The sequence below is a fragment of the Microcoleus sp. B3-D7 genome, from assembly GCF_036705305.1.
Lineage (GTDB): Bacteria > Cyanobacteriota > Cyanobacteriia > Cyanobacteriales > Microcoleaceae > Microcoleus.
The window spans coordinates 90,494-116,455 of the sequence record NZ_JAUBUE010000007.1; the positions used below are offsets into that span (position 1 = coordinate 90,494).

Here is a 25,962-nt window from a genome sequence, read left to right on the forward strand (position 1 = left end):
GCTAATTTTTACAAAATTAATCAATTCTGTAACACCTGAGATCTGGCAATTTCTGGCTAGTATCACTATTTTTTCTCTATCCTGATTAAACTCCTAGGATTGCTGAGATGTTTTGGGAAAGTGGACTTCAAGAAGAACGGAGTATGACTCTAGCGTTTCGTAGGGATTTGCTCAAATTGTACAACAAAATCCGGTTATGAGAGACACCCTACAGATTGACCAAATTCTCTTGGTGTAAAGGCTGCATAGACTGAATCAATTGGCTCTAAAAAATAATTACTCTGACAAATTTTACTATATGAAAAAATTGAGCATTATCAATAAATCTACCTTTCCTTATTGGATTTGTAGTGTTTTTTTTGCGGTGTTAGCATTTGCCAGTATTTCCTCAGCTCAGATTACCAAAAATCTTATTCCCGAACTGGTTGAAAAGTCGAAACTCTCTGTCGGGTTGGAAGAGGTTCTAAAGATTCCTGATAGCGGAAGTGACAAAGATGAAAACAAGGCAGCTCGATTGAACCTGCTGATTCCCCCAGGTGACGGTAGCGGACGCTTATTTGTTAATGATATGCGCGGCAAGCTCTATGTCATTGTTGACCGTACTGCCGCTGTTTACATGGATGTTAAAAGTCTAGTGGGTAAAGGGTTTCATGACCAATCCGGACAACAAGGCTTTTCCTATTTTGTCTTTCATCCCGAATTTGCTAAAAATGGAATTTTTTATACTGTAACTAGCGAAAATAAAGATACTGGAACGCCTGATTTCCCAGTTGCTCAACTAATTTTTAACAACAAAGGCGAGAGGATAGCAAGTTCTCACCATGACGTGATTCGCGAGTGGAAGCCTAAAAATCCTTCCGCTAATACGTTTTCTGGAACAATGCGCGAAATCCTTCGCATCGAAGAACCCTACCCCGATCACAATACGGGACAATTAGCCTTTAATCCTAATGCTAAACCCGGTGATGCTGATTATGGAATGCTTTACATCGCGGTAGCTGATGGTGGGAGCAATGGTTTTCCTGTGAGCGATACAGATCCCCTGGATAATGGGCAGGATTTGGGCACACCACTAGGAAAAATGCTACGCATCAATCCCTTTGGAAATAATAGCGCCAATGGTAAATATGGTATTCCTGCTGACAATCCGTTTGTGGACGATGGCGACCCGAAGACACTAGGTGAAATCTGGGCATATGGATTGCGGAATCCTCATCGTTTTAGCTGGGATACTGGGGGCGAGGGCAAGATGTTGATAGTCGATACGGGCCAGGCTTTTATTGAAGAAGTAAATCTCGGCAAGAAAGGAGCCAATTACGGCTGGGGGGAGCGTGAAGGAACTTGGGTTGTGGATGAAAACAACGAAAATGTCCTTTATGAATTACCTAAGAACGATCGCGATTTTAATTACACCTACCCTGTTGCCCAATACTACCATAAAATACCGATTGGAGTGACTGAGTTTTATGGAATTGCGATCGCAGGAGGTTTTGTTTACCGGGGAAACGCCATTCCTGAATTATTAGGTCAGTATATTTTTGCGGACTTCGGCAGTGACGCACGGTTTTTCCACGTTCCTGTGGATGAACTTGTTGAGGGCAAACAGGCAACGATTAGAGAACTCAGGCTCTTTGATGGCAAAAAAGAACGCTCGTTTCTGGAAATGGTTGGTAAAAAACGAACCGATGTCCGATTTGGGATAGACGAAGCAGGAGAACTCTATGTAACATCCAAACAAGACGGGAAAGTTAGAAAAATTGTCGCCTCACCGGAGTCTCGCAATTATCAAAACAAAGTGCAGTCGCAAGTGTCCACTGCTGTCGGCACGATTACGCGCACACTCTATGATGGGCGCACCGCGTTTCGCCTGAGCGATGGTTGCACGCTCAGCCGTTGTCGTGCCGGAAATTGGGCGACTCATGCGTTATGGATTTGTGGGAGGTTCCAACTGGTTGTGGAATTCATCTCAAAAAAGCTACGGTAAAAATGAATGGAAAAACTGGGGCGGCGATAAAACTTGGTCTGCACCCCAACTGTGGTGGCCTGCGATCGCACAGCGTAATTGGCCTCCCGATCCAGCTTGGGATGGTAATTCCCACAGGGCAAAGATTCTGCCAAATAACCACTTACAGATGACCAGTGAAGTAGCAAAAGGCTTCAGTGCGCGAGTGGTGCGCGAGTTCTGGTTTGAACAAAATGGGGATTTTGCGATCGCACAAACCGTAGAGAAAGTGAAGGGAGAACCGTTGCTTCTATCGATTTGGAACGTTACCCAAATTGAACCTCCGGATGCCATGTTTGTGCCACTCAACTTCCAAAGCGTATATAAGAATAATTTTCATTGGCTCGTCCCTCCGAAGAATGAGTCACCGATTGTGCAAATTACGCCGACATTATTACAGCTACGTCCCTCTGTTGGTGTCTCTGCTAAAAAAATCTATAAGGTTGGTGCTGATATCCCCGTCGTTGCGGTAGCAACTGTCAAAGATGGCGTAGCCATGATGGAAAAAGCAACTTGTCAGGATGGGGAATACCCCGATGTGGCAGTAGGCGGTGCTGGATTTCCTGTAGAAGTGTATAACAATGGCGATGCTAAAGAAAATTACGCAGAACTAGAACTGCTTTCTCCACTACATCTTTTCAAACAGGGCGATCGCTATCAGTATACTGTGCGTTGGAGTCTTCATCAACTGCTTTCAAGTGATGTCAATGCTATGGCAACACGCGACGCTATTGAAAAACTCCTAAAAGGGAAGTGATGGACGGGTACGGTAAAAAGTTACTCTGTTCTACCCGATCGCACGCCTGGAATTTTGAGGCGGATACGGTAAAGACCATTACTTGCAGTTCGGCAATTGCATTTTTCAAGCAAACTCGGCGAGATCGGGGCTGTAATCTTTAGCCGATATCAGATGCCAATTGGTATTACCAACTAGCCTTAAGACCTGCTCGTGATACTGTACCAAAGTCGGACGGTGACCGACACTGATAAAGGCAGTTCCTGTTTCTTTGAGCAACTGATAGAGCCGTCTCTCGTTAGCCACATCCAATGCACTCGTTGATTCATCCAAAATAGCGTAGCGAGGTTTAGTCAGCAGTAGGCGTGCAAATGCTAACCGTTGTTGTTCTCCTAGTGACAAAACATCAGCCCATTCCAATTCCACATCAAATCCACCTACCCGTTCTGGCAAATGGGAAAGATTGACTTGTTCGAGTACTTCGTGCAGTTGTTCATCAGTAACTTGACCGCTGGTGTTGGGATATAGCAATTGGCTGCGTAAGTCCCCTAGGAGCATATAAGGCCGTTGGGGCAAAAACAGCGTTTCCTCCGGTTTAGGACGGACAATGCAACCCGTACCCCCATTCCACAATCCTGCGATCGCTCGCATTAACGAACTCTTGCCAGCGCCAGAAGGTCCAACAATCAAGACGCTTTCACCCGGCCCCACCTTGAAAGATAAATCTCTAACTAAGATTCGCTCATAGTTAGGCGTCTCTAAGGTAACCCGTTGGAGGGCTAGATAGTGCTCTTCCACAACATCAATCGTTGCCATGCCGGCTCGAGGTGCTGCCATTTGCTCGGACAGAACCCGATCAAATGTTCCTAAACGATTAATCTGAGTGGTAAAGTTAGTTAGCATATCAAAATGCTCGGCAATAAAGCCCAGGGCACTTAAAATAGACACAAACGCTCCAGAAGCTTGCGTTACCTGCCCAAAATCTATCTGACCCGCAAAGTATCGAGGAGCTAAAAAAACTATAGGTAAATTTGTAAATATCATCCCGGTTCCTTGGGTAAACAAACCAAGGTTACGCTGCAAGACAATCAGGTTATTAAAATTATTCAAGACCTCATTAAATCGCTGTGATACTGCACTAAATTCACGCTCTTCACCTCGGTAAAATGCAATGGATTCACTGTGGTCTCGAAGATGAACCAAACTATAGCGAAAATTTGCTTCTCGTTGTAACTGATTGAACTTTAATCTACTTAATCTCTTACCTATAAAGATAGTGAAAACAGTTCTAAAAGCAGCCAGGATAAATACAACTAAAGTCAGTGCCTTGTCAATTGTAAAGAGAACGCCGAGAAAAGAAATTATTGTGACAACTTGGTTGAATAATAATCCCCAAATATCAATATTTTGCTTAACAAACAAATTAACGTCTTCAGCTAAACGCTGATCTGGATTATCAACCTTATCATTGAACTTAATTTTGTAGAAACCTTGATTGCTAAAATATTTCTTCAGTAAGTGATTCGTTAGCCACTTTCGCCAGTAGAGTTGCAGTACATTTTGCGAATATAAGAAGAAAACCATAATGGGCGTGAATATGGCAAACAGACCCAATAGCATCAGCCACATCTTATAGAAGTCTGAAACATTCTTTCCCGTGACTGCATTCATCAAGTCCCGCATAATATAGCTCTGGACTATGCCCACAGCATTGAAACCTAGCATTAATAACATTATGAGGGCGAACAACCCCCTAGCTCCCCATTTTTCTCTGGAAAAGAAGTAGGGGTTTGCGATCGACCAAAACTGCTTTATCGACTGCTTCAATTGATTCATCTTTTCTGATGGGTAGGAAAAATTGTGCTTTGGTGGAAACTACCTGTAGCGGATGGGGCAATTCTCATCGTTCTTGTCCATCAGCGACACCTGCTATGGGTGATGCTCCCGTGGTACTTCCCTAATGATGCTCGGATAACTTCATAATTTCTATCTTAAGGTAGATGACACATCTTAAACATCAGTAATTTTACTGAGTTAACGGAACTTACCCCGTGTGCGGGGTAAGTTCCGTCTGAAACCATTGCGAGGTGAGACTTGCCCGGAGCCTCCAAGTCTTTTACATGACTACAATCTCTTACAACCCTTATGTGGCTGGGTTTTTGCTTAAATTCATCTATAGAACAATACTCTCGCCCTAAATATTGAGAAAATCTTAAATACATGACTACGGTTTGTCGGCATTCAAGCCGCTAAAACCGAGACGCGACAAAGAATACAGCCCCCAGAACTACCCCCGCAGGGGGTAAGTTCCGATTTAAAATCAGTAAAATGGCTTTAAGCTGTTGGGCATCTAAATTGTATTTTTGGGCGGGCTAGAAGCCCACCCCACAAAAATTAGATGCACGGGCTAGGAGCAACGGCAAACAAGCATTAAATACGCACCTGGCGAGATTATCTAATACTCGGCTTTCTATTGCCAAGATTCTGCGCTCCGGGAACTTTCCGGCTGGGACGGCGATTGTTCAAATTACTCGCAGTTCGAGCATTCAAAGCATCAGCAGAAGGTATCAAACCCAAGTCTTGCAAAATTTCAACAGCCGCCCTTTGTCCAGTTTCGCAACCGCCTTCCATGTAACCTTGATTTTCCAGCGAAGTGTGTTCCCCGGCAAAATATAAATTGCCAACTCGTTCGCCTTCAACCCCGTACATTTGCGTCCACTGTCCGACTAAATAGCAGGAATAAGAACCTTTAGAAAAGCGTTCTCCCGGCCAATAAGCTCGCACAGCTTTGCCCGATCGCAAATTTCTCACTCCGGGAAAAACTCTTTCAAATTGGTTCAAAAATCTTTGTGCTTGGTCTTCGGGAGTTCCCGCACCGATCGACAAACCCTGCTTTCCTCCTGTAAAATTAGTAACTAAACCGTTAGGAGTAGGAACAAAAGGCGTAGCTTCCCAGGTATTCTGGAATCCTAAATCGCTATAAACAGAAGCAGTCGATCGATAAGGTTCCCGCCAAATTCGGCTGCGGTAGCCGGTAATTAACTTAGAATTAGTACCGTAACCCAACTGCTCGATCGCCCTGCGCTTTGGTTGGGGCAAAGGTACGTTAATTCTAACGTCTCGCAGAGTGCTGAACGGCAAAGTTAACAAAACTCGCTCGTAAGTGCGCTCGAAGGCGCTTTGTCCCGATCGCAAATTTACCCGATAGCGGCCATCGGGCAAAAGAGTAATCGCTTCCAAAACCGTCCCCGCCTCGATCGAACCAGACAATTGACCCGCCAAACGGTTGATAATTTGACTATTACCGCCGTCAATTTGATAACGCTCATCGCTGTTGCCGTACAATTCAAAACTGCCCGGTTCAGAACCGATTAAAAACAGCAGATTTAACGCCGACTGTTCTTCAGGATCTCGACCGTATTCCGTCGTGTAAGCAATGCGGAGTAGCTGCCGGACAATCGTGCTAGTCTCAGCTTGGTCTACATATTCAGCGATCGAAAGATTGTCCAATCTTTCCGCTGCTTCTGTAAAATCTTGATAGCTAATTTCATCGCCAACCGCCTCCAAATCAGCAGTAATTTTACTCGCTAGCGGCGCAAAATCTGCGATTATTTGCTCAAGAGAAAAGCGGCGCCCTTGAAAGAAAAAAGTATCCTTCACCAGTCCACTCTGCACTTGGGCTAAGTCGATCGCCCGCAAACCCAATTCCGTCGCCAGCGAGATTAAATTAGTGTGGCCGGTGTCAATAAATTCTCCCCCCAAATCCGCCGGAATCAGCGTTCCAGCCACCTTGGGAATAGTGCGAATCCGCCCCCCTACGCGGTTAGTTGCCTCGATTATATCGGCGCGCACGCCCGCTTGGCGCAAGCGATAAGCAGCCGTCAAACCCGCAATCCCCGCACCCACAACCAAAATCGGCGATCGTCCGCCCTGTTGAGCAAAAGCTCCCCCTCCCTCCCTGGTAAAAGTCGCAGCAGCGACAGCCCCCGCAGCAGCTAAACCTCCGTGCAGCAAGCGGCGCCGAGATATGGGAGAATTGGGAATGCCAGCGCTCAGCATCCCCAGCAGTTCATCAGCCGGAATGCCCGTTTCCCTTGATTTCTGAGCAATACTCGCAGCGCGGCGCAGCATTGCCATCAGTCCAGATTTAGCCATAATTAAGACATCCTCACAAAACAAAACTTTGATGTAAACTGGATTCTCGATCGTGCAATTTCCAGACTAAAGTCCAGAGAGATTTTTTTAATAATGCTAACCCTCAGAACACTGTTCGACAGCAAATTTTATCTCGAAAACAACCCAGATGTGGCCGTAGCAGTTGCCAGAGGCACGGTATCGAGTCCCTTCGATCACTACCGAAAAATTGGCAAATTTGAAAATCGCGACCCGAATGCCCTGTTCGACGCCAGCTATTATTTAGACACCAATACAGATGTAGCGGTATCAGCCAAACTCAATGGCTTTTCAGCAGCCGATCACTTTATTAGATTCGGTCAATTTGAACGACGCAACCCCAACCCTTTCTTCGATGTTGGTTTCTATTTAGCAAGCAACCCAGATGTTCAGACAGCAGTCCAAACAAATCAATTTACCCCTTTTGAACACTACTTCAAAGCCGGTCAATTAGAAAACCGCAAAGCCAGCGTTTTCTTCGATCCCAGCTTTTATCTAGAAAAATATCCGCTGGTAGCAGCAGCAGTCAATAGTGGCGCAGTTAAAAGTGCGATCGACCATTACATTCAATTCGGTCAACAAGAAGGACTGTTGAGCAATCTCCCCGATCCCGCCGACAATTTGAACGCAGCAAAAAGCCTGGGCATTCTCACAGAAATTAAAACTGCGAGCGATTTTGTGGGAGCTGCTGAACCAGCCGACATTTACAGTTTCATCCTCAATACTCCTAGCCTTTTCAGTGTAACTGTAGACGGTTTGAGTGCAGATGTTGATGTTGAATTAATTCAAGATCTCAACGGCAACGGCGCAGTTGGATTAGATGATCTTATTGCTTCGTCTAACAATTTAGGCACGGCTTCAGAAACAATTGTCAGCAATGGGGCTTTACCTGCGGGGACTTATTTTGTCCGCGTTTCTCAATTTCAAGGCGATACAAATTATGACTTGAGATTGCTAGCCGCTCCCTCAGTAATACCGCCCCAATTTTAAATCAAAATAACGTATATAGCAAGCCTAAATTACCCAAACCAACCCAGACTTCTCCTCACTTCTCCTCTCTTCCTTCGCGGTCTTTGCGCCTTCGCGGTTCGTAAAAAAACATCGGGTTTACAAATGATTTAGACTTGCTATAAAACAGGTTGCAAAAAGGGCGAGCGCCAATTTGCCCAGGTTTCACTTATTAGTTGCTGGCCCGCTGGGAGAAGGCAAAGATTGAACAGGTGTCGGAGGCCAATTAGAGCGACTTCTGGTGAGAGTAGTAGACACCAAAGCATAGCCCAAAACAGCAGGAAGCACGATCGCACTCAGAAACACGATCCCCGCAGCCCAAGTCATCGCATTCGAGATCGGGCCGTAATGAGTGCGGTAAGGGTCAAACGTTGGTAAATTATGCCTCGGGGCGTCCCGCAGCGCGATCGGACGTTTGAACCGCACCCGCCTGTCGTCGAGTTTTTCGAGCAAAATCCAGCCAGCTTCCGCCTCTTCCCCGCACAGCTTGTGAAAAATCGCCGGATTGCGGAACAAATCGTTGCTAGCCCGCACAATCTTGTACTCCCAAACCGTCAAATCAACAGAATTGGGATCAGATTTAAGATTGCCCTTGGAGCGCGCATTTTCAGGTGCATTAAAATTATCCTCTTGAGATTCGTACCGAGTCAAAACTTCCTCCTCCTCATCGCATTTTTGCCCCGCATCTAATTGCTCGTGGCTCACCAAAAGACCCACAAGCGCAGCCTCCAAGCCGAGACTGCCAATCATCAAACTCCAAATCAGAATTTCAACCATAAAAGGAGTTAAAAGTTAAAAATCAAAAACTCAAAAGACTCGCTTTTAACTTTCAATCTTTAATTTTTAAATAGCCTTCCACCACACAATCTGCACCCACTGTGCGCCAAGAAACTCGCTCTAAAGTCAAAGCATCAGTCATTGCGGAAAAGCCCAAATCTCCTACAGGAGTTGGAGCACCTTGACCACCGACAATTTTAGGAGCAATAAAAGCCATAATTTTTTGAACGGCACCCTCAGCAATTGCCTGAGCGGCTAAAGTGCCACCGCACTCCCAGAGTACAGAAAGAAAAGATCGATCGTACAAATAAGCCATAACATTTGTCGGTGTCAGAGGCGAGAGTTCCACAACTTCCACCCCTTTGGCAATCAAAAATTCCTGAAATTCCGGGTTAACCCCAGGCTCAGTCAGCACCAAAGTAGCCGCCACAGAGGTTTCCCACAACCAAGCCGACTTCGGCAAATCCAAAGTGCGGCTCATCACCACCCGCAAGGGATTATTCCTATCAGGCTTGTGACTCGTCAGTAGGGGATTGTCTAGACGCACCGTATTTCCCCCAACAATCACAGCATCGCAGCCGACGCGCACCCGGTGTACCTCGCTCCGAGCCTCCTCGCCTGTCACCCAAGCGCTGTGGCCGCTACTGGTAGCAATTTTACCGTCCAAAGTCATTGCATATTTCAAAATGCCAAAAGGCCGGCGGTACAAAATCCGGTGCACAAAAGCCTCGTTGAGTTTCTGGCAAGCTTCCCCTTCCACTCCCGCCACCACTTCAATGCCAGCCTCTCGCAACCGAGCTAGCCCTGTTCCAGCTACCAAAGGATTCGGATCGACCATGCCAGCCACTACTTTTGCCACCTTGGCCTTAACTAAAGCTTCAGAACAGGGGGGAGTCCGGCCGTAGTGGTTGCATGGTTCCAGGTTCACGTAGACGGTCGCTCCTGCGGCGAGTTCCCCCGCTTCCCGGAGCGCAAAAACTTCGGCGTGAGGTTGACCGGCACCGGGATGAAACCCTTCGCCGACAATCTTGCCGTCTCGGACAATTACAGAACCGACAAGGGGGTTGGGTGCGGTTTTGCCCAGAGCACGGCGAGCCAATTCTATGCAGCGGCGCATCATGGCTCGATCGAACTCTTGAACTTCGCTGTTTTCCAGTTGTTTTGTACCTTGCTGCTGTCCGTTAGCTAAGCTGGCGATCGCTTTAGCGTCCGCCGGAAAAGTTTCCATGAGATTTTGGTATGATATCTATCCCTGAGTGTACTGACTTTGATGCTAATTTTGGCTGCGAACCGACGATCAATTGCTGCTGGGGCAAACTGTACGTTACCAGGATCAAGCGGGCAATTTAGGGCGATCGACCCCGCAGGCCCGAACAAATAGCTTTAACATTAAGAAACAATAGCAGGTGCTTGAGAAAAGAATGAGTCAGGACATGGAGCGGGAATTTGCCAGCCGCGACGAATTAATAGCCTACGTGCGTCAACAGTTCCCCGAAGCCGCCGCCCGGGACAGCAGCGTACCCCCGATCCTAGGCGGGCGCAAAGCAGCCGAGACAGCCCTGCAACAAATTGACCCCGGCAAGTACGCCTCAACCCGCAATTTCCTCAACGGTGCGGTAACGCGCTTGTCGCCCTATTTGCGCTACGGCGTTTTGAGTCTTGCCGAAGTCCGGGATGCCGTGCTGGAGAAGGTGCGGCATCCAGAAGAGGCAGTGAAACTTGTCAACGAGTTGGGTTGGCGGGATTATTGGCAGCGACTGTACGTCGAATTGGGCAACGGGATTTGGCAAGACCGGGAACCCTACAAAACTGGTTACACTGCTAAAGATTACAGCGAAACTCTGCCACAGGATGTCGTCGAAGGCACGACTGGTTTGGTTTGCATCGACAGTTTCAGTCGCCAGTTGCGAGAAACTGGTTATTTGCACAATCACCAGCGGATGTGGACTGCCGCTTATCTCGTACACTGGCGTCACGTGCGCTGGCAAGCCGGAGCTCGCTGGTTTTTGCAACATTTGCTAGATGGAGATCCGGCGAGCAATAATCTTTCTTGGCAGTGGGTAGCAAGCACTTTTAGTCACAAACCTTATTTTTTTAATCGGGAAAATTTGGAGCGTTACACTAAGGCGGTTTATTGTCGCGATTGTCCTTTTTATGGGCAATGCGATTTTGAGGGAAGTTACGAATATTTGGAAGGGCAGTTGTTTCCTCATGGAGAAAAGGTCGATCGTAGCGGCGGTTCTAAAAGTTGGCAAGGCTCTAAAAAAGGTCGCACAACTTAAAAATTCATTGGTTGACTGTTGTCTGTTGACGGTTAACTGTTGTAATTAGTTACCAAATACCTATTCCCAATTCCCCATTCCCAATTCCCCATTCCCAATTTATGAACAATCCGATTATTTGGCTGCACGGTGACTGCTTGAGTCCTGAAGGCCCGGCATTTAAAGCGCATCCAGAGGCACCGGCAATCTGGGTTTGGGATGATGCGCTGATTGATGAATGGCAGTTAAGTCTCAAACGAATGGTGTTTATTTACGAATGTTTGCTGGAGTTGCCGGTAGTTATTCGGCGGGGCGATGTGGCTGCGGAAATTATCGCTTTTGCGATCGAATCCGGCGCGAATCAAGTGGTGACTGCGGAAAGTCCCAGTCCTCGGTTTCAGGATATTTGCCGGGAAATTAAGCGCTCGCACCCAGTAGAAGTTTTGCCACCGGAAGCCTTTGTCCGCTACGATGGTTATATTGATTTGAAGCGTTTTTCTCGCTATTGGCGCGTCGCTGAAAAATATGTTTTCTAATGGGAAATTGGGATTGGGAAAGGGTAACTAGAAATTGGTGTTAAATCCATTAAATCCTGTACACTGCTCGTTGCCGAACTTCAACTCCCCTTCAAACGCTCCAACAGCCATTGAAATCTCGATTCAGCCAAATCTGGATTTTCGACATTTTGCGGGATGGCGTCCTCGTCGTCGGGCTCTTGATATATTAAACCATCACTATCATCGCCAAAGCGTTTGACTGTACCCCGCAGTCTCGACGACAGAAATTTGGTAATCGCCCGATAAAACCGCAGGGAAAAAAGCACGTCTTGCTCTAGTTTTTCAGTTAGCAGCCGCCGGGGAATTGACAGGATGAGGCACTCTTCAATTGCCGTGACGCTAGCAGAAGGAAGCCTCCCGTCTACAAAAGACATTTCGCCTAACACTTCGCCGGAAATAATTTTTCCAATTTCTTTGCCGCCTAAAGATGATACAGCAACGCTCAAAGTTCCCTCCAGAACTATGTACAGGGCGTCTAAGGGCTTCCCTTCGGTGATCAGAGTTGTGCCGGGGAGGACTTGGGTGCGGGTGCCGTTGGCGAGCATCCAATCGATGTCGCGATCGCTCAATTCGCCTAAAATGACTAGAACTTTGCTCATAAAGTCAGGTTGAGATCAGATAATTTGTATTTTTTTACTTGTTTAGTTGCGTGCTGTTGTTAGATGGTCAGACCCTGAGCGAAAGCGAAGGCTAAACTTTACAAATAGAACACTAAATTTTACACAATTTTCATAATATTCAGTAATTTTGACACGATCGACCCACAAATATTTCTCGGATCGGTGGTATTATTCTACATTAATTGTCAGGGACTGTGCAGCAGCCGATCGCGTTGTATTAACTGCACTTGCTGTGGACGGCGGGGCTGCCAAAACTGTTTTGAAAGCTTGTTGTCTTTTGGTTTCGAGCTGGTGCGCCCTCAAAAACCGGGTTTTTCCGGCGTGGCTGCCAGTGCAGCGCCCCCAAGTACAGTCTTGTAGAATGCAAGCGAGGCGCGCGATCGACCCCTCAATTAAACAGGAGCAAGGGTGCAATCATCCCTAGGATTGATTTTTTGCTGATCGATCTGTAAATTAAAATTAGCCTCTAAACCAACCGTCCGTTCTTGAATCTAATCAGCTTGAGAGTTGACTATTCAACGGTAAAATGCCAATCTAGGAACAACACAACTCATATTTGTGTCTTTTTTTAGCAAAGCTCTCGACGGTCGCCCTCAAACACTTACACTTTTAACACACCCTTCATTGAGGAGTTTCTATGAATAGTCTATTTTCCAAGTCTACTTTTGCGTTAATAAATCTTGCAGCTTTAGCTGTTTGTTGCAGTACCATGTCAGCGAAAGCTGAAACTGGCAACTTGCCCGATGTCGCTACAACTGCAACAATAGCCGCTCAAAATATTGACCAAATTTCTGAGCCGACGGCAACTTCCGCAGTTAAACCCGACGCAGAAACAACGGCTAGTAATAAAAAAATTGATTCTATCAGTTGGAGCGAACTAACAGAAGCAGCAGAGCCAGCAGCCTCCGAACCGGACGCCAACTTGCAAGTATCTATTGCTGAACCCGAAAAATCGGAAGCAGCAACATCTGAAATTGCTGAGATAGAAACAGCGCCAAATACATCCATTGCTGCTGAGACTGAAAATTCGGAAGAAACCGCTAAAATTGCTGATAATGGTGTCAAAGTGCAGTCAACAGTCGAGACTGCCAAAAAGAGCGAGCGACCTACCTCAATTGTTGCCGAGAGCAATAATCTTGAAGTAACAGCAACGAAGGAAGAAAAAGAAGTCCAAACAGCACAAGAATTGTTGAGCAATCCTGTCAGCACTTCCGCCTCAGCTTTGACAAACCAACCGAAGGTTGCTGAAAAACCTGCAACTGTCTCCGAAGCAACTGAAAAAGTGGCTCAGGGAACTCAAATCCGACCAGGCCGAGCTACCCGTTCTGGGCCCAGCTACATCGGCATTGGCGGCAATGTAGGTTTTGGCGGAGATTCAGCCTTAGGCGACGGTTCATTTGCGATTATTAGCAAAATCGGTTTGACGAACAATTTGTCGGTGAGACCGACTGTTTTGTTGCGCGACAACTTAACTCTTCTAGTTCCCGTTACCTTCGATTTTGTATCTCAAGAGACCGTCGAAGTCAGCGAGGATTTTGTGATTAGTGCTGCTCCCTATGCAGGTGCTGGCGTGATAGTTACTACCGGGGATGACGGTAATTTTGGCTTCCTGATTTCGGGGGGTGTAGATGTGCCGCTGACGACAAATTTAACAGCAACAGCGGGATTGAATATTGGTTTTGTTGACGGAGCTGACGTGGGATTGTTAGTCGGTGTCGGCTATACGTTCCCGAATCTTGTTAGGTAGTGTTGCTGTTTGAGCAAACGCAGGACAAATAAATATGTGCGGGGTTGGCTGTAGGAATACAGTCAACCCTTTTTGATGATGGAAAATCTGTTAATGCGATCCATGTAGGGTGGGCCATCAGCACAGACCGGTAATGTAGGGTGCGTCATCAACACAAAGCGGCGATATTGATTTTTGTGAAAGATATAATGATGGTGCGATCGCACTTTCTCACCCACCACCCGAAAAAACCGTGACCAAAACAGAAATCTTAGCAGCACTCAAAAATCTGACAGTAGAAGAACGCCTAGAAATCATCGAAGCAGCTTCGCGGATGATGCGCGAAGAAATAGAAGAAAAAGCCCAGCGCAAAGTTGAGAGAAAGCGGAGACTCAGAGCCGCAGCAGAAGCAGCGGTTCCTTTGTATGAACCAGGAGGGCCGCTGCACGATTTGTGGTCGCCCGACAGCGAACCGTATTTCGATTCCGAGGAAGAATACCTGAGCGCAGGGGTAGAAACTAATGCGTAAGGGAGAAATTTGGGTTGTCAGACTAGATCCAACGGTGGGAGATGAAATTGGCAAAACTAGACCTGTTGTGGTTGTCAGCGATGATGAAGTGGGAAATTTGCGGCTCAAAGTAATTGTTCCAGTTACAGCATGGAACGATCTTTTTTCCCCACTTGATTGGATGGTGCAGCTCGAACCGACATCAGAAAATGGCTTGGCGAAACTCTCCGCCGCCGATACTTTTCAAGTCCGTTCCGTCTCGCAACAAAGATTTGTCCGACAACTCGGAACCCTGTCCGAGACAATTATGGAAGAAATTGCAGAAGCACTGACAATTGTTCTGGATCTGGATTGAATAACTAGGCAACAGCGTACAAATAGTGTTATTTATAGATAGATTGTATGGCGCGATGGCCTAAATGATTCCTATACAACTTACACTCAAAAATTTTCTCAGCTATCGCGAAGCTGCTTTAGACTTTCGCGGCCTGCACACCGCTTGCATTTGCGGGCCTAACGGTGCTGGCAAATCCTCCCTCTTAGAAGCCCTATCCTGGGCACTTTGGGGCTGTTGCCGCAGCGATACGGAAGACGATATCATCCATATCGGCGAAACAGATGTGCGCGTTGATTTCACTTTCTCTACCGGCGGCCAAATCTACCGGGTGATTCGGAACCGCCGGCGCGGACAATCGGGAAGTTTGGAATTTCAAGTCAGCTTGAATTCTGCCGACAGTGAGGAAAAACTTAATTTTCGCACGCTCACAGACAAAGGTCTGAGAACAACTCAGCAAAAAATCCTCGAACACATCAAACTAGATTACGATACCTTCATCAACTCGGCGTATTTGCGGCAGGGGCGAGCTGATGAATTTATGCTCAAAAAGCCGATCGAACGCAAACAAGTTTTAGCCAACCTGCTCAAACTCGACTCCTACGATACTTTATCCGACCAAGCCAAGGATACCTCCAAACAATTTAAAGCTCAAGTCGAAGTGCTCAAACAGAGTTTGCTAACCGTACAAGAGCAACTGCAACAAAAAGAGAATCTCGCCTCCGAACAAACTCAATTGCAGCAAGCAACCGATTTGCTTCAGCAGCAGCAGCAAGCCGACACAACCGAGTTACAGCAACTGCAACTCCAGCACCACAACCGTCAAACTTGGCAAAAACTCCTCGCCGGCCACCAGCAACAGCACTACAATATCACTCAAGAATGCCGCCGCTTGCAGCAAGAACTCAGCGCAGCTAAACAGCAGCAAAATGAGCTGCAAGCCCTGCTAGGGCAAGAAAATGAAATAACAGAAGGCATCGCGTATTTCCACAGCTTGCAAGCGACAGAAGAGACTCTGGCTGGGAAATTCAAAGCCAACCAACAAGCCCAAAATCAGCGTCAGCAATTGCAAGAACAGCAACGGCAAGAACTGAGCTTTTTGCAAAGCAAAATTCAGCAGTTGCAAGCTCAATTAGAGGTTTTAGAACAAGATGAAAAAGATGTTCTGGAAATTCTCAAACAGCAGCCGGAGGTTGACAAAGGACTCGCACAGTTGCAAGCAGTTCGATCGCGCCTCAACGAACTAGAGCAACTGCAATTGCAAGTTTCGCCGCTGCTACAACAGCAGCAGCAAAAGCAACAAAAGCTCGATCGCGCCCGCGCCGGTTTAACCGCCCGGTTAGAGGAAATCAACCGACAGGTGCAAGTTCAGCAGCAGCAGCGACAACCGCAATTACAGCAGGAAATCTCGGCGATCGCCAATCAAATTTTGCAGTTGGAAAACAAGCGAGTTTATCAGCAGCGAGTCCGCGAAAAAGGTCAAGAAAGGCACGACTTTCTAGGAAACCTGCAAGCCAAAAGCCGCGACTATCAAACCAGACTCGCCGAGATCGACCAAAAACTGCAACTGCTGCGGAAACATGAAGGAGAAAAAACCGCAGGCGAAGGTAAAGCCTCGAATTTTGCGGAAAACGAGCCATCGAATTCGCCTTTAATGGTGCGAGATACAAATTTTGGCAATTGTCCTTTGTGCGATCGACCTTTAGACGAACACTACTGGAATTTGGTAGTCACAAAACACCACACCCAACAGCAGGAAATCTGGAACCAACTGTGGGTTGTGCGCGAACAGTTGGCCGTCTCCGAGCGCGAAATTCAAGTCCTCAGACATGAATACCGCGAACTAGAAGAGGAATTAGCGCCCTACCAAGAATTACGGGAACGCCGCAGCCATTTGCAAGCACAATTAGATAGCCTGAGCCAAGATGAAAACCGACTGCAAAGTATGCGTCAAGACGCGGCAGAAATAGAGCGGTTGCTACGCACCGGCGAGTATGCAGCCGATGATTTGGGCGAACTCCAGCAAATCGAACAGCAACTGCAACAGCTCAATTATAGCGATCGCAGCCACTCCCTCGCCCGCAGTGATGAAAAGCGCTTGCGGTGGGCGGAAATTAAGCAAGCTCAAATCAAAGATGCTCAGCAGAAACTGAATAAAATTAATGCCCGTCGCCCGGATTTGCAAACTCAATTAGCCACGGTACAGCAACAGTTAGAACAGCAAAAAAATAGCTCGGAAATACAGCAGCAAATTCTGTCTTTAGATAGATACATTGCGGAAGTTGGCTATAATTTGGAGCAGCACGAACACGTCCGCAGCGAAATGCGCCGATCGCAGTTTTGGATCGCCCGCGCCGAAAAACTGCGCTCCGCAACTGTGCAGTACCCGCAAGTGCAGCAGCGGGTTAATGAAATAGCAAATTCAATCGCCGTGCGCGATCGAGATTTGCAAGCTGTCAGCGCTCAAACTGCCGCGATGAACCAGCAGTTGCAAGAACATCCCGATCCCACAGCCCGCATAAGTGCGATCGAACAGCAAATCAGTCGCCGCCGCCAGCAGCTAGATCAACATTTGGGAAGTCTCGGACGCCTCCAGCAGCAGCAGCAAAATCTGGAAAATCTGCAAGTTCAGCTAGTAGCTCAAAAAGAGCAAATGCAAGTTGCAAAACGCCAGCAGCGAGTTTATCAAGAGTTGGGTCAAGCCTTTGGTAAAAACGGCATTCAAGCTTTAATGATTGAAAATGTTTTGCCTCAACTTGAAGCTGAAACAAATCAGATATTGTCGAGATTGAGCGCGAATCAATTGCACGTTCAATTTATTACTCAGCGGGCTGCTGCTTCTAAAAAAGCAACTAAATTGATTGACACTTTAGACATTTTAATTGCTGATGCTCGCGGTACTCGCGCCTACGAAACTTACTCTGGCGGTGAAGCTTTTCGGATTAATTTTGCGATTCGGCTGGCCCTGGCGAGACTGCTGTCTCAGCGGGCGGGTACGGCTTTGCAAATGTTGATTATTGATGAGGGGTTCGGGACTCAGGATGCTGAAGGGTGCGATCGGCTGATTGCTGCAATTAATGCGATCGCCTCCGACTTCGCCTGCATCCTCACCGTTACCCATATGCCCCACCTGAAAGAAGCTTTTCAAGCCAGGATTGAAGTAAGCAAAACCGCTCAGGGTTCTTCCCTCAGCTTGTCAATTTAAAAGGGTTGACGGGCCCGATAGAAGGAAAAGAAGAAAAAAAGTTGAAAATATCAGTATTTTCACCTTCTGTTTTCTTGCCGCATTCGGTATTTTCACCTTCGGTTTTCTGGATAAGTACCGAATTCCTTCGGTGGTACTACTTTTAAACCAGGAGGCAACTGTATGCCCGTGCCCCAAACCATAATGGAATCAGTCATTGCCAATCTAAAATCTAAAATCTAAAATGGTATTAGTCGTCTCCCCCGTCCGCTTTTTTGGGCTGCTGACTTTGTTAAAAAAGCTAAATTGAAAATAAAATTATACAATAAGAATGGCTCAAGCTATTTATAAATTTTTATTGTTCTGTCCCCTCCCTGGGAATTTGGATATTGCCACAGATGACAACAGACTCTTTCAACCTGTCTCTCCTACAGCGGGCGATCGCAGCATCGAGTAACAGCATCCTAATCGCCGATGCTCGCAAGCCTGACACACCTATTATCTACTGCAATCCTGCTTTTGAGAAACTGACCGGTTACAGTACCGAAGAAGTTATTGGACGCAACTGCCGATTTTTGCAGGGCCCCGATACCGATCAGACCCAATTAAATAAACTCCGCCGCAGCTTGGAAGCGGGAACGGAAATTCAGGTAGTTCTCAAAAATTATCGCAAAGACAAAACTCCTTTTTGGAACGAATTAATGGTTTCCCCCATCCTAGACAATCAGGGAAAATTAACTCATTTTATCGGAGTTCAGAACGATATTAGCAAAAGAGTAGCAGCCGAAACAGCCAGGGAAGAAAGCGAAGAAAGATTGCGGGCGATCGCCACGGTGACTCCCGTTCCAATGTCAATTACGCGCCTAGAAGATAGCGTAATTTTGTATGCAAATCCTGCCCTCGGAGAAACTTTAGGTTTGAGTCCAGAACAACTTATAGGACGCAAAAAAAATGAACTTTATGCTAATATCAAAGACCGCAGTCAATTGATAGAATTAGTAAAACAAAACGGCTTGGCCGACCGCGAAGAAATCTGCCTCAAGAAAGCAAATGGCAGTTTTTTTTGGGTAAAAATGTCGATGCGAGCGATTAATTTTAATGGCGAAGCCGCAATTTTATCGGCATTTTACGATATTACCGATCGCGTAGAAGCAGAAACAGCGCTACGGCAAAGCGAAGCGAGGTTTCAAAAACTCGTTGCCAACGTTCCGGGAATGATTTATCAATTTCAGTTAGCAGCAGACGGCACTATGTCATTCCCCTACGTGAGTTCCGGCTGCCGCGAACTCTGGGAATTAGAACCAGATGTACTCCAAAACTCAGCTATTCCCGCGATCGAAATGATTCATCCAGACGATGCGCCAAGCTTCCAGGAATCTGTTGCTATCTCAGCTAAAACTTTAGAGCCTTGGCGGTGGGAAGGCAGATTTGTTTTTCCGGGCGATCGGATTAAGTGGGTTAGCGGGGCTTCCCGGCCAGAACCGGGCGAAAAAGGTGACATTATTTGGGACGGGTTGTTGATTGACATTAGCGATCGCAAACTTGCAGAATCAGCACTGCAGCAAAGCGAAGCCAGATTCCAAAAAATGGCCGCCAACGTGCCGGGAATGATTTATCAATACTTGCTGCATCCCGACGGTTCCGATGAATTCATTTATGTCAGTTCAGGCTGTTGGGAACTCTACGAATTAGATCCAGAAAAAGTTCAACAAAACTCGGATTTAGTGTGGTCAACGGTGCATCCAGAAGACCTAAAAGTTCTGTTAGAATCTCTCGCCATTTCCGGCCAAACTTTAAAACCGTGGATATATGAATGGCGGATCGTAACCGCATCTGGAAAACTGAAATGGATTCGCGGTATTGCCCGGCCCGAACTGCAACCGGGGGGCAATATACTGTGGGAAGGGGTGACAATCGACATCAGCGATCGCAAGCTAGCAGAAATGGCCCTCAGCGAATCAAAAATGGCCCTGCAACAAGCCAATCAAGAACTTGAAAAGCGCGTCCTCGAACGCACGGAAGCCTTGGAAACCTCCAAAAAAATGCTCTGGTCGGTAATCAATAACATCCCTCAGTTAATCGCCTGGAAAGATCGAGATTTAGTTTACTTGGGAGGCAACAAAAACTTTGCCAAAGTCGCAGGTTTCAATCACCCGAGTGAAATCGCCGGTCTCACCGACTTCGATATGCCTTGGAAGCCGGAAGAAACAGAATTTTTTCGAGCCTGCGACCGCCGCATCATGGCAACTAACACCCCAGAATATCACATCATAGAATCCAAAATGCAAGCCGACGGCACCCAGTGCTGTCTGGATACAAATAAAATACCTTTACACGACAATTCCGGCAATGTAGTCGGCATTTTGTCTACGTTTGAAGACATCACCGATAGGCTTTCCCTAGCAGCTAAAGTTCGGGCCAGCGAGGAACTATTTCGCACAATTTTTGAAGATGCACCCATCGCTATCTACTTAGCTAATTTAGATGATAACAAGTTAGTGCGAGTTAATAAAACTTACTACGAAATGCTGGGATATACCGCCGAAGAATTGCTGAGCAAAACATTTATAGAACTTGGGCATCCCGACGATTATCCAAAAAATATCCAAGTTGCTGATTCTCTTGAGCGGGGAGAAATTACTCACTATCAAATCGAACTCCGCCAGATTACCGCTACAGGTAAAATTGTTTGGGTAAATGTGACAGCTACTTTGATTCGAGACGGCGAAGGAAAACCTATTTACAACTTAGGGATGATTGAAAATATAACGAACCGCAAAATTTCCGCCGCCGCACTCCAAGCTTCCGAATCTCAATTAAGAAAACAAGCCGCCCAATTGCAAGAAGCCTACGAACAACTACAAAACGCTCAAATCCAATTAGTTCAATCCGAAAAGATGTCGAGTCTCGGTCAGATGGTGGCTGGCATCGCCCACGAAATCAACAATCCCGCAACTTTTATTAACGGCAATATTTCTCATACATACAACTATTTTCATGATTTAATAGAACTCTTAAGTCTCTACCAGGAATGCTACCCGTCCCCAGTGCCTCAGATTGCTGAAAAAGTTAAGGATTTAGAGTTAGATTTTCTGAAGGAAGATTTGCCAAAAATGCTAAATTCCATGAGAGTAGGAGTAGAAAGAATCAGTAATATTGTGTTATCGCTGCGGAACTTTTCGCGACTGGATGAAGCAGAAATGAAGTTGGTAGACGTTCATGAAGGAATTGACAGTACACTGTTAATATTGCAGCACAGATTTCATCAGGCAAGTATAAAGAGCGGGATTGAAATTATTAAAGAATATGGAAAAATATCCAATATTTACTGTTGTGCGGGTCAGTTAAACCAGGTATTTCTCAATATTATCAGCAATGCGATCGATGCTCTAGAAAACCAACCGGAACCTCGGACGATCGTGATTCGCACCCTCATGAAAAAAGCTGGGTTGAAAAGCCACAGTAAAAACCAGCTCAGTGACTGCGATCGCATTGTAATTTGCATCGCCGACAGTGGCCCGGGAATGAGCGAAGAGGTTCGCAAGCGGCTATTTGACCCGTTCTTCACCACCAAGCCCGTAGGGGCTGGAACCGGCTTAGGATTATCCATCAGCCATCAGATTGTGGTAGAAAAACATAAGGGAAGCCTGCGTTGCATCTCAGCGCCCGGACAGGGAGCGGAATTTTGGATTGAAATCCCCTGCTGAGCGATCGTCCATTAATCTAAAAGTTTAAATATCTAACTTTTAATTCCCAATTGCCGTCGGTGCTTGAGTTATCAGGGTTTTGAATTAACCGCACTCAGAGGCCGGAACAAATCGCACTTAGCGGTGTGCTAATCTGCTGCCCTTATTCGCTAGGCAATTATGCTGAAAAAACTACCTTTATCCTGGTCTCGCTACATTCCAGCCGGGTTGACGCTGGCTTTGGGTGTCGGACTGTCGGTTTTGACATTCGCCTTGGTTTGGGACTGGGAAGACAAGCGCCGCGACTACGAAATGCACCGCCGCATTGACGATATTTCGATCGGCATCGAACGCCAGGTCAACTCCGACTTAGATACTGTTCTCGCCCTCAGCGACTACATGAAAGCCTTCAGCGCCGTCGAGCGTTCCTCTTTTGCTCGGTTTGTCGCCCGTCCCCTATCCGTCCACCCCAGCCTGCAACTCCTGGCTTGGGCCCCCCGCGTTCCCAATTCCGAGCGGCGCAACTACGAAACCAAAGCTAGAACCGAAACAGAGCCCAGCTTCGAGATTACAGAGCGCGGCCCGCGAGGAGAACTCCGCAAGGCCCTCCAGCGTTCAGAATACTTCCCGGCTTTCTACGTCGAACCACCAGCCGGAAACGAGACAGTATTAGGCTTTGACCTCGCCTCCCACCCAGAAATCCGCCTCGCGCTCGATCGAGGGCGCGATACAGGAGAAATGATTGTCACCAACTACATCGGCTTAACTCAGGGCAATTCCCCGGAACAGGGTCTTTTGGCTATAGTTCCGATTTACGAAAACAGCAGTAAACCGACTACCCTGGAATCCCGTCGCCAACTGCTACAAGGATTTGTTCTGGGCGTATTTCGAGGCAAAGATATTTTCCAAACCTCTTTAAAAGGACGCAATACCGACTACCTAAATATTTATCTCGTTAGCGAGGCTCCAGACAAGCAAGAAGCAGGGTCGCTGTTACCGCAAACGGGGAACCCGGTTCTCAAAAATCTCCTTGCTGAGAGGCGAATTCAGCAATTTGCGGTGCAGTTCCAATCCGCCAGCCAACAAGTGCTTCCAGCATCAGCCACTGCGAAACCCTCTCTCCTGCAAAACTGCCCGATTCTTGACAATCCAGGCCCGAACTATACAGCTTGCAGAAGGCGGCTGAAAATTAGCGGCCGCCAGTGGTCTATGTACGTGTCGGCAACGCCGGAAATTCGCAGGCTTCGCAAGCACTGGCGCTCTTGGGGAACTCTGACGATGGGGATGCTGTGGACTCTGATTCCGGTGACATATATGCTGACATCTTTGAGTCGCACCGCGCAAATCGAAAAGCTAGCCGGAGAAAGAATTCGCCAAGCTGAACAGTTGCAGGCTGCTTACCTACAGTTGGAACTCGAACAAGCTAAATCCGAGCAACTGCTGCTAAACGTTTTGCCGGCAGCGATCGCCCTGCGTTTGAAGGACAATGAACACAATATCGCCGAAAGTTTTGCGGAAGTAACTGTGATGTTTGCGGACATTGTGGGGTTTACAGAGCTTTCGTCGAGAATTTCAGCGACGGCAGTGGTGGAAGTGCTCAACGATATTTTTTCGGCTTTTGACCACTTGGCCGATCGCCACGGTTTGGAGAAAATTAAGACTATTGGTGACGCTTACATGGTTGTCGGCGGTTTGCCTACGGCCAGAGAGGATCACGCCGAGGCGGTTGCGAACATGGCGATCGATATGCTGCACGAAATTAGGCTCCTGAGTTTAGAACATTCGGAACCTTTCAGCATTCGGATCGGGATTAGCAGTGGCCCTGTCGTTGCCGGCGTGATCGGCTTAAAAAAGTTTATTTACGACCTCTGGGGCGACACAGTAAACATTGCTTCGCGCATGGAATCCCACGGGATTACTGGCTGCATTCAAGTCACCGCCGAAACCTACGAGTTATTAAAAGATAAATATACTTTTCAGAAGCGTGGCGCTATTCAAGTTAAGGGCAAAGGATACATGGTTACTTATTTGCTGACTGGGAAAAAAGATTATTGACCTAACCCAAAAACGGATACAAGCCTCCGAATCCGCGATCGACTAAGACTTGCGATCGCCAAGCTAAAATAGTGTAAGCTCCAGCTATTCTATCACCCCTGCACCAACTGAGGAAAAACCATGACGACGCTGCTAATTCAAACCGAAAGCGTCCCACTGACGGTCAATTTCCCTGCGCTCCAATCGATGACTGTTGAACAGTTTTATGAATTCTGTCTAGTTAATCGCGATTTGAGAATTGAGCGTACAGCCAGTGGGGAAGTTATCATTATGTCACCCGCTTTTTCAGATACAGGGAATCGAAACGGTAAGATTGCCCTACAATTGGGGAACTGGGCAGAACAAGATGGCACAGGTGAAACGTTTGACTCCAGTGCAGGCTTTACCTTGCCGAATGGAGCAACCCGCTCCCCCGATGCCTCATGGATTAAACTAGAGCGCTGGAATGCCTTAACTGAAGAACAAAAAGCCTCATTCGCACCGATTTGTCCAGACTTTGTGATTGAATTGCGGTCTGCTAGTGACACTCTCAAGGGATTGCAAAACAAGATGCAAGAATATATTGACAATGGTGTATCGCTCGGCTTTTTGCTCGATCGCAAAAATAGAAAAGTCTACATCTACCGTCCCGCTCGCGAACCTGAAATCTTAGATAATCCTGAAACAGTCAGCGCAGATCCAGAGTTACCGGGATTTGTCTTGCGGATGGCAAAAATCTGGTGATTTAGAGCGTTACACCATACTCAAAGACATCAATTCATCTGTCATTTCAAAATTAGCCGTCACACTTTGCACGTCGTCCAAATCTTCCAGTGCATCCATTAACTTAAGGAGCGAGCGAGCTTTTTCAGGAGTATCTATTTCCACTGTATTGCTGGGAATCCAGCGAGTTTCCGACTGCAAAACTACAAATTTTTTTTGTTTCAAAACATCAGCCAACTGTTCCAAATTAGCCACACTTGTAAATACCTCTGCACCTTCAGTATCCTCATCAATTAATATCAAATCATAAGATTCCGCAGCCGCCTCTAGCGACGCTTCAAACAATTGTTCCTCATCAATCGGGCCGCGTACCGTACAAACTCCTTTGTGGTCAAACATCCAGCCCACACAACCAGTTTCGCCCAGGTTGCCGCCATTTTTAGTAAAAGCTTCTCGCAAGTCAGCCGCTGTGCGGTTGCGATTGTCTGTCAGCGCTTCAATTAGAATAGCAACCCCGCCAACGCCGTAACCTTCGTAGCGAATAGCTTCTAAATCCGAACTCCCCCCCGCCAAGCCGGCACCTTTGGCGATCGCCCTTTCTATGTTTTCATTAGGAATACTCGCCGCCTTCGCTTTTTCTATAGCCGTCCGCAGTTGAAAATTCCCAGCGGGATCGGGAACTCCGCTGCGGGCCGCGACAATAATTTCGCGAGATATTCGAGCAAAAACTTTGCCTTTAACGGCATCAACTCTAGCTTTTTGGCGTTTAATATTCGCCCACTTACTGTGTCCAGCCATACCTATTTAAGATTTTCGATTTAAAATGTGCGATCGAGATCAAACAATAACACCTAGATTCCGACAAATCAGATTAACTTAGGGTACACCTCGGCGCACCTTACACACATAGCATAAAATGCGATTTTTCGCACGAATCTCAACTTTAATTAAACCGGATCACGGTTTCAGAGTCAGTCAGGTGAGAAGTATCGCCATTAAGTGCGATCGACCATTCTCCCTCACCCCGTACCACTTTTACCAAACAGCACAGAGAAGCATTAATTTCCGTTTCCGCACCGCCCGCCAGCCCAATCGCAGTTCCTAAAACCGACGCACCGTGACCTACTAATAACATATCTTCGGGAAACTCTGCCGCGAGGCGTTTAGCAGTTTCCCCCGCCCTTTTAAGACAAGCTTCCCCAGTTTCGGGATAATTAGCAATACCGCCTTTGTAGGAAGCATCAATCCTGGGAAAACGCCTGCACAAAGCTTCGACGGACTCAGTTTCCGGCATTTCTGTCATCCATTCCGGATTCAGCCATTCGCACAGTCCCCACTCTAGTTTAATTGACAAATCGAGAGCTTCGGCCGCGTGATTTGCTGTTTGGACAGTTCGCAGAAAAGGAGAAGCAAAAATATGAGAAATTCCTTCACCTTTGAGGCGATTGGCGACTTGTTGGGCTTGAATGTGACCGTCTTCAGAAAGGTGGGGATCGTAGCGGCGTTCTGCGGTGAGAAACCAGTCGGGGTTAACGAAGTCGATGCGGTTTCCGTGTCGTGCGATCCAGACTGTTTGTGGCATGAGTTGGTTTGGGTTTTGCTTCTTGATGTAATATTATATCAAAGATGCTGA

General features: G+C 46.9%; 21 protein-coding genes. 13 read left to right on the forward strand and 8 right to left on the reverse strand.

The window, feature by feature from the left end; genetic code table 11:
- The first annotated feature begins 298 nt into the window (after positions 1-298).
- Both QUB25_RS07725 and QUB25_RS07730 read left to right on the forward strand, forming a co-directional pair.
- Positions 299-1,984: a PQQ-dependent sugar dehydrogenase gene (locus QUB25_RS07725; protein WP_333182617.1), complete on the forward strand. Its 1,686-nt coding sequence runs from the start codon at positions 299-301 to the stop codon at positions 1,982-1,984.
- Positions 1,953-2,759 (forward strand): hypothetical protein, encoded by an 807-nt coding sequence (locus QUB25_RS07730; protein WP_333182618.1) that lies wholly within the window; start codon positions 1,953-1,955, stop codon positions 2,757-2,759. The genes QUB25_RS07725 and QUB25_RS07730 overlap by 32 nt, the downstream gene beginning before the upstream one ends.
- Before the next feature lie 105 nt (positions 2,760-2,864).
- Here QUB25_RS07730 and QUB25_RS07735 read toward each other — a convergent pair whose 3' ends face one another.
- Both QUB25_RS07735 and QUB25_RS07740 read right to left on the reverse strand, forming a co-directional pair.
- Entirely contained in the window at positions 2,865-4,574 is a 1,710-nt protein-coding gene (locus QUB25_RS07735) for an ABC transporter ATP-binding protein/permease (protein WP_333182619.1), read from the reverse strand.
- Between the two features lie 615 nt (positions 4,575-5,189).
- Positions 5,190-6,893, reverse strand: coding sequence for an NAD(P)/FAD-dependent oxidoreductase (locus QUB25_RS07740; RefSeq protein WP_333182620.1), 1,704 nt, complete (start codon positions 6,891-6,893; stop codon positions 5,190-5,192).
- Between the two features lie 93 nt (positions 6,894-6,986).
- Here QUB25_RS07740 and QUB25_RS07745 point away from each other — a divergent pair, with 93 nt between their 5' ends.
- Positions 6,987-7,901 carry a PPC domain-containing protein gene (locus tag QUB25_RS07745; RefSeq protein WP_333182621.1) on the forward strand — a complete coding sequence of 305 codons (915 nt, stop codon included), beginning with the start codon at positions 6,987-6,989 and terminating at the stop codon, positions 7,899-7,901.
- A 183-nt stretch (positions 7,902-8,084) separates the two neighbouring features.
- Here the strand turns inward: QUB25_RS07745 and QUB25_RS07750 are convergent, their stop codons facing one another.
- Together QUB25_RS07750 and ribD are read right to left on the reverse strand one after the other, a co-directional pair.
- Entirely contained in the window at positions 8,085-8,696 is a 612-nt protein-coding gene (locus tag QUB25_RS07750) for a hypothetical protein (protein WP_333182622.1), read from the reverse strand.
- A gap of 52 nt (positions 8,697-8,748) precedes the next feature.
- On the reverse strand, positions 8,749-9,924 hold the full coding sequence (gene ribD, locus QUB25_RS07755; protein WP_333039336.1) for a bifunctional diaminohydroxyphosphoribosylaminopyrimidine deaminase/5-amino-6-(5-phosphoribosylamino)uracil reductase RibD: 1,176 nt from the start codon (positions 9,922-9,924) through the stop codon (positions 8,749-8,751).
- A gap of 193 nt (positions 9,925-10,117) precedes the next feature.
- On the opposite strand from ribD, the gene QUB25_RS07760 reads away from it, so the two are divergent.
- Both QUB25_RS07760 and QUB25_RS07765 read left to right on the forward strand, forming a co-directional pair.
- A complete protein-coding gene (locus tag QUB25_RS07760) occupies positions 10,118-10,978 on the forward strand; it encodes an FAD-binding domain-containing protein (protein ID WP_333182623.1) in 861 nt (286 codons plus the stop codon).
- 101 nt (positions 10,979-11,079) lie between these two features.
- Positions 11,080-11,493: a hypothetical protein gene (locus QUB25_RS07765; RefSeq protein WP_333039342.1), complete on the forward strand. Its 414-nt coding sequence runs from the start codon at positions 11,080-11,082 to the stop codon at positions 11,491-11,493.
- Between the two features lie 80 nt (positions 11,494-11,573).
- Here the strand turns inward: QUB25_RS07765 and QUB25_RS07770 are convergent, their stop codons facing one another.
- On the reverse strand, positions 11,574-12,113 hold the full coding sequence (locus QUB25_RS07770; protein WP_333039344.1) for a cyclic nucleotide-binding domain-containing protein: 540 nt from the start codon (positions 12,111-12,113) through the stop codon (positions 11,574-11,576).
- Positions 12,114-12,261: 148 nt separating this feature from the next.
- On the opposite strand from QUB25_RS07770, the gene QUB25_RS07775 reads away from it, so the two are divergent.
- From QUB25_RS07775 to QUB25_RS07805, 7 genes are all read left to right on the forward strand, one after another.
- Positions 12,262-12,558 (forward strand): hypothetical protein, encoded by a 297-nt coding sequence (locus tag QUB25_RS07775; protein ID WP_333182624.1) that lies wholly within the window; start codon positions 12,262-12,264, stop codon positions 12,556-12,558.
- 213 nt (positions 12,559-12,771) lie between these two features.
- Positions 12,772-13,881 (forward strand): hypothetical protein, encoded by a 1,110-nt coding sequence (locus QUB25_RS07780; RefSeq protein ID WP_333060329.1) that lies wholly within the window; start codon positions 12,772-12,774, stop codon positions 13,879-13,881.
- 232 nt (positions 13,882-14,113) lie between these two features.
- Positions 14,114-14,389 (forward strand): hypothetical protein, encoded by a 276-nt coding sequence (locus QUB25_RS07785; protein ID WP_333182625.1) that lies wholly within the window; start codon positions 14,114-14,116, stop codon positions 14,387-14,389.
- Complete coding sequence (locus QUB25_RS07790; protein ID WP_333182626.1) at positions 14,382-14,723, forward strand: type II toxin-antitoxin system PemK/MazF family toxin; 342 nt, start codon at positions 14,382-14,384, stop codon at positions 14,721-14,723. The genes QUB25_RS07785 and QUB25_RS07790 overlap by 8 nt, the downstream gene beginning before the upstream one ends.
- Before the next feature lie 64 nt (positions 14,724-14,787).
- The gene (locus tag QUB25_RS07795) at positions 14,788-17,907 is read left to right on the forward strand and encodes an AAA family ATPase (RefSeq protein WP_333182627.1); all 3,120 of its coding nucleotides are present in this window, start codon (positions 14,788-14,790) and stop codon (positions 17,905-17,907) included.
- A 377-nt stretch (positions 17,908-18,284) separates the two neighbouring features.
- On the forward strand, positions 18,285-21,593 hold the full coding sequence (locus tag QUB25_RS07800; protein ID WP_333182628.1) for a PAS domain S-box protein: 3,309 nt from the start codon (positions 18,285-18,287) through the stop codon (positions 21,591-21,593).
- Positions 21,594-21,752: 159 nt separating this feature from the next.
- Entirely contained in the window at positions 21,753-23,627 is a 1,875-nt protein-coding gene (locus tag QUB25_RS07805) for an adenylate/guanylate cyclase domain-containing protein (RefSeq protein WP_333060324.1), read from the forward strand.
- 1 nt (position 23,628) lies between these two features.
- Here the strand turns inward: QUB25_RS07805 and QUB25_RS07810 are convergent, their stop codons facing one another.
- Positions 23,629-23,784, reverse strand: a complete 156-nt coding sequence (locus QUB25_RS07810; RefSeq protein WP_333182694.1) for a hypothetical protein — start codon at positions 23,782-23,784, stop codon at positions 23,629-23,631.
- On the opposite strand from QUB25_RS07810, the gene QUB25_RS07815 reads away from it, so the two are divergent.
- Complete coding sequence (locus QUB25_RS07815; RefSeq protein WP_333060323.1) at positions 23,748-24,350, forward strand: Uma2 family endonuclease; 603 nt, start codon at positions 23,748-23,750, stop codon at positions 24,348-24,350. The two genes, QUB25_RS07810 and QUB25_RS07815, sit on opposite strands and share 37 nt — an antisense overlap.
- 9 nt (positions 24,351-24,359) lie before the next feature.
- Here the strand turns inward: QUB25_RS07815 and QUB25_RS07820 are convergent, their stop codons facing one another.
- Positions 24,360-25,127: a YebC/PmpR family DNA-binding transcriptional regulator gene (locus tag QUB25_RS07820; protein WP_333182629.1), complete on the reverse strand. Its 768-nt coding sequence runs from the start codon at positions 25,125-25,127 to the stop codon at positions 24,360-24,362.
- 145 nt (positions 25,128-25,272) lie between these two features.
- Positions 25,273-25,911, reverse strand: coding sequence for a histidine phosphatase family protein (locus tag QUB25_RS07825; protein WP_333182630.1), 639 nt, complete (start codon positions 25,909-25,911; stop codon positions 25,273-25,275).
- Between the last annotated feature and the right edge of the window lie 51 nt (positions 25,912-25,962).

Bases quoted from the DNA above. Each gene is read 5' to 3' on its own strand.
- QUB25_RS07745 (WP_333182621.1), top strand. From the start codon at position 6,987: ATGCTAACCCTCAGAACACTGTTCGACAGCAAATTTTATCTCGAAAAC.
- QUB25_RS07735 (WP_333182619.1), bottom strand. From the start codon at position 4,574: ATGAATCAATTGAAGCAGTCGATAAAGCAGTTTTGGTCGATCGCAAAC.
- QUB25_RS07790 (WP_333182626.1), top strand. From the start codon at position 14,382: ATGCGTAAGGGAGAAATTTGGGTTGTCAGACTAGATCCAACGGTGGGA.
- QUB25_RS07825 (WP_333182630.1), bottom strand. From the start codon at position 25,911: ATGCCACAAACAGTCTGGATCGCACGACACGGAAACCGCATCGACTTC.
- QUB25_RS07765 (WP_333039342.1), top strand. From the start codon at position 11,080: ATGAACAATCCGATTATTTGGCTGCACGGTGACTGCTTGAGTCCTGAA.
- QUB25_RS07800 (WP_333182628.1), top strand. From the start codon at position 18,285: ATGACAACAGACTCTTTCAACCTGTCTCTCCTACAGCGGGCGATCGCA.
- QUB25_RS07815 (WP_333060323.1), top strand. From the start codon at position 23,748: ATGACGACGCTGCTAATTCAAACCGAAAGCGTCCCACTGACGGTCAAT.
- QUB25_RS07805 (WP_333060324.1), top strand. From the start codon at position 21,753: ATGCTGAAAAAACTACCTTTATCCTGGTCTCGCTACATTCCAGCCGGG.
- QUB25_RS07795 (WP_333182627.1), top strand. From the start codon at position 14,788: ATGATTCCTATACAACTTACACTCAAAAATTTTCTCAGCTATCGCGAA.
- ribD (WP_333039336.1), bottom strand. From the start codon at position 9,924: ATGGAAACTTTTCCGGCGGACGCTAAAGCGATCGCCAGCTTAGCTAAC.
- QUB25_RS07780 (WP_333060329.1), top strand. From the start codon at position 12,772: ATGAATAGTCTATTTTCCAAGTCTACTTTTGCGTTAATAAATCTTGCA.
- QUB25_RS07740 (WP_333182620.1), bottom strand. From the start codon at position 6,893: ATGGCTAAATCTGGACTGATGGCAATGCTGCGCCGCGCTGCGAGTATT.
- QUB25_RS07820 (WP_333182629.1), bottom strand. From the start codon at position 25,127: ATGGCTGGACACAGTAAGTGGGCGAATATTAAACGCCAAAAAGCTAGA.
- QUB25_RS07770 (WP_333039344.1), bottom strand. From the start codon at position 12,113: ATGAGCAAAGTTCTAGTCATTTTAGGCGAATTGAGCGATCGCGACATC.
- QUB25_RS07750 (WP_333182622.1), bottom strand. From the start codon at position 8,696: ATGGTTGAAATTCTGATTTGGAGTTTGATGATTGGCAGTCTCGGCTTG.
- QUB25_RS07760 (WP_333182623.1), top strand. From the start codon at position 10,118: ATGAGTCAGGACATGGAGCGGGAATTTGCCAGCCGCGACGAATTAATA.
- QUB25_RS07725 (WP_333182617.1), top strand. From the start codon at position 299: ATGAAAAAATTGAGCATTATCAATAAATCTACCTTTCCTTATTGGATT.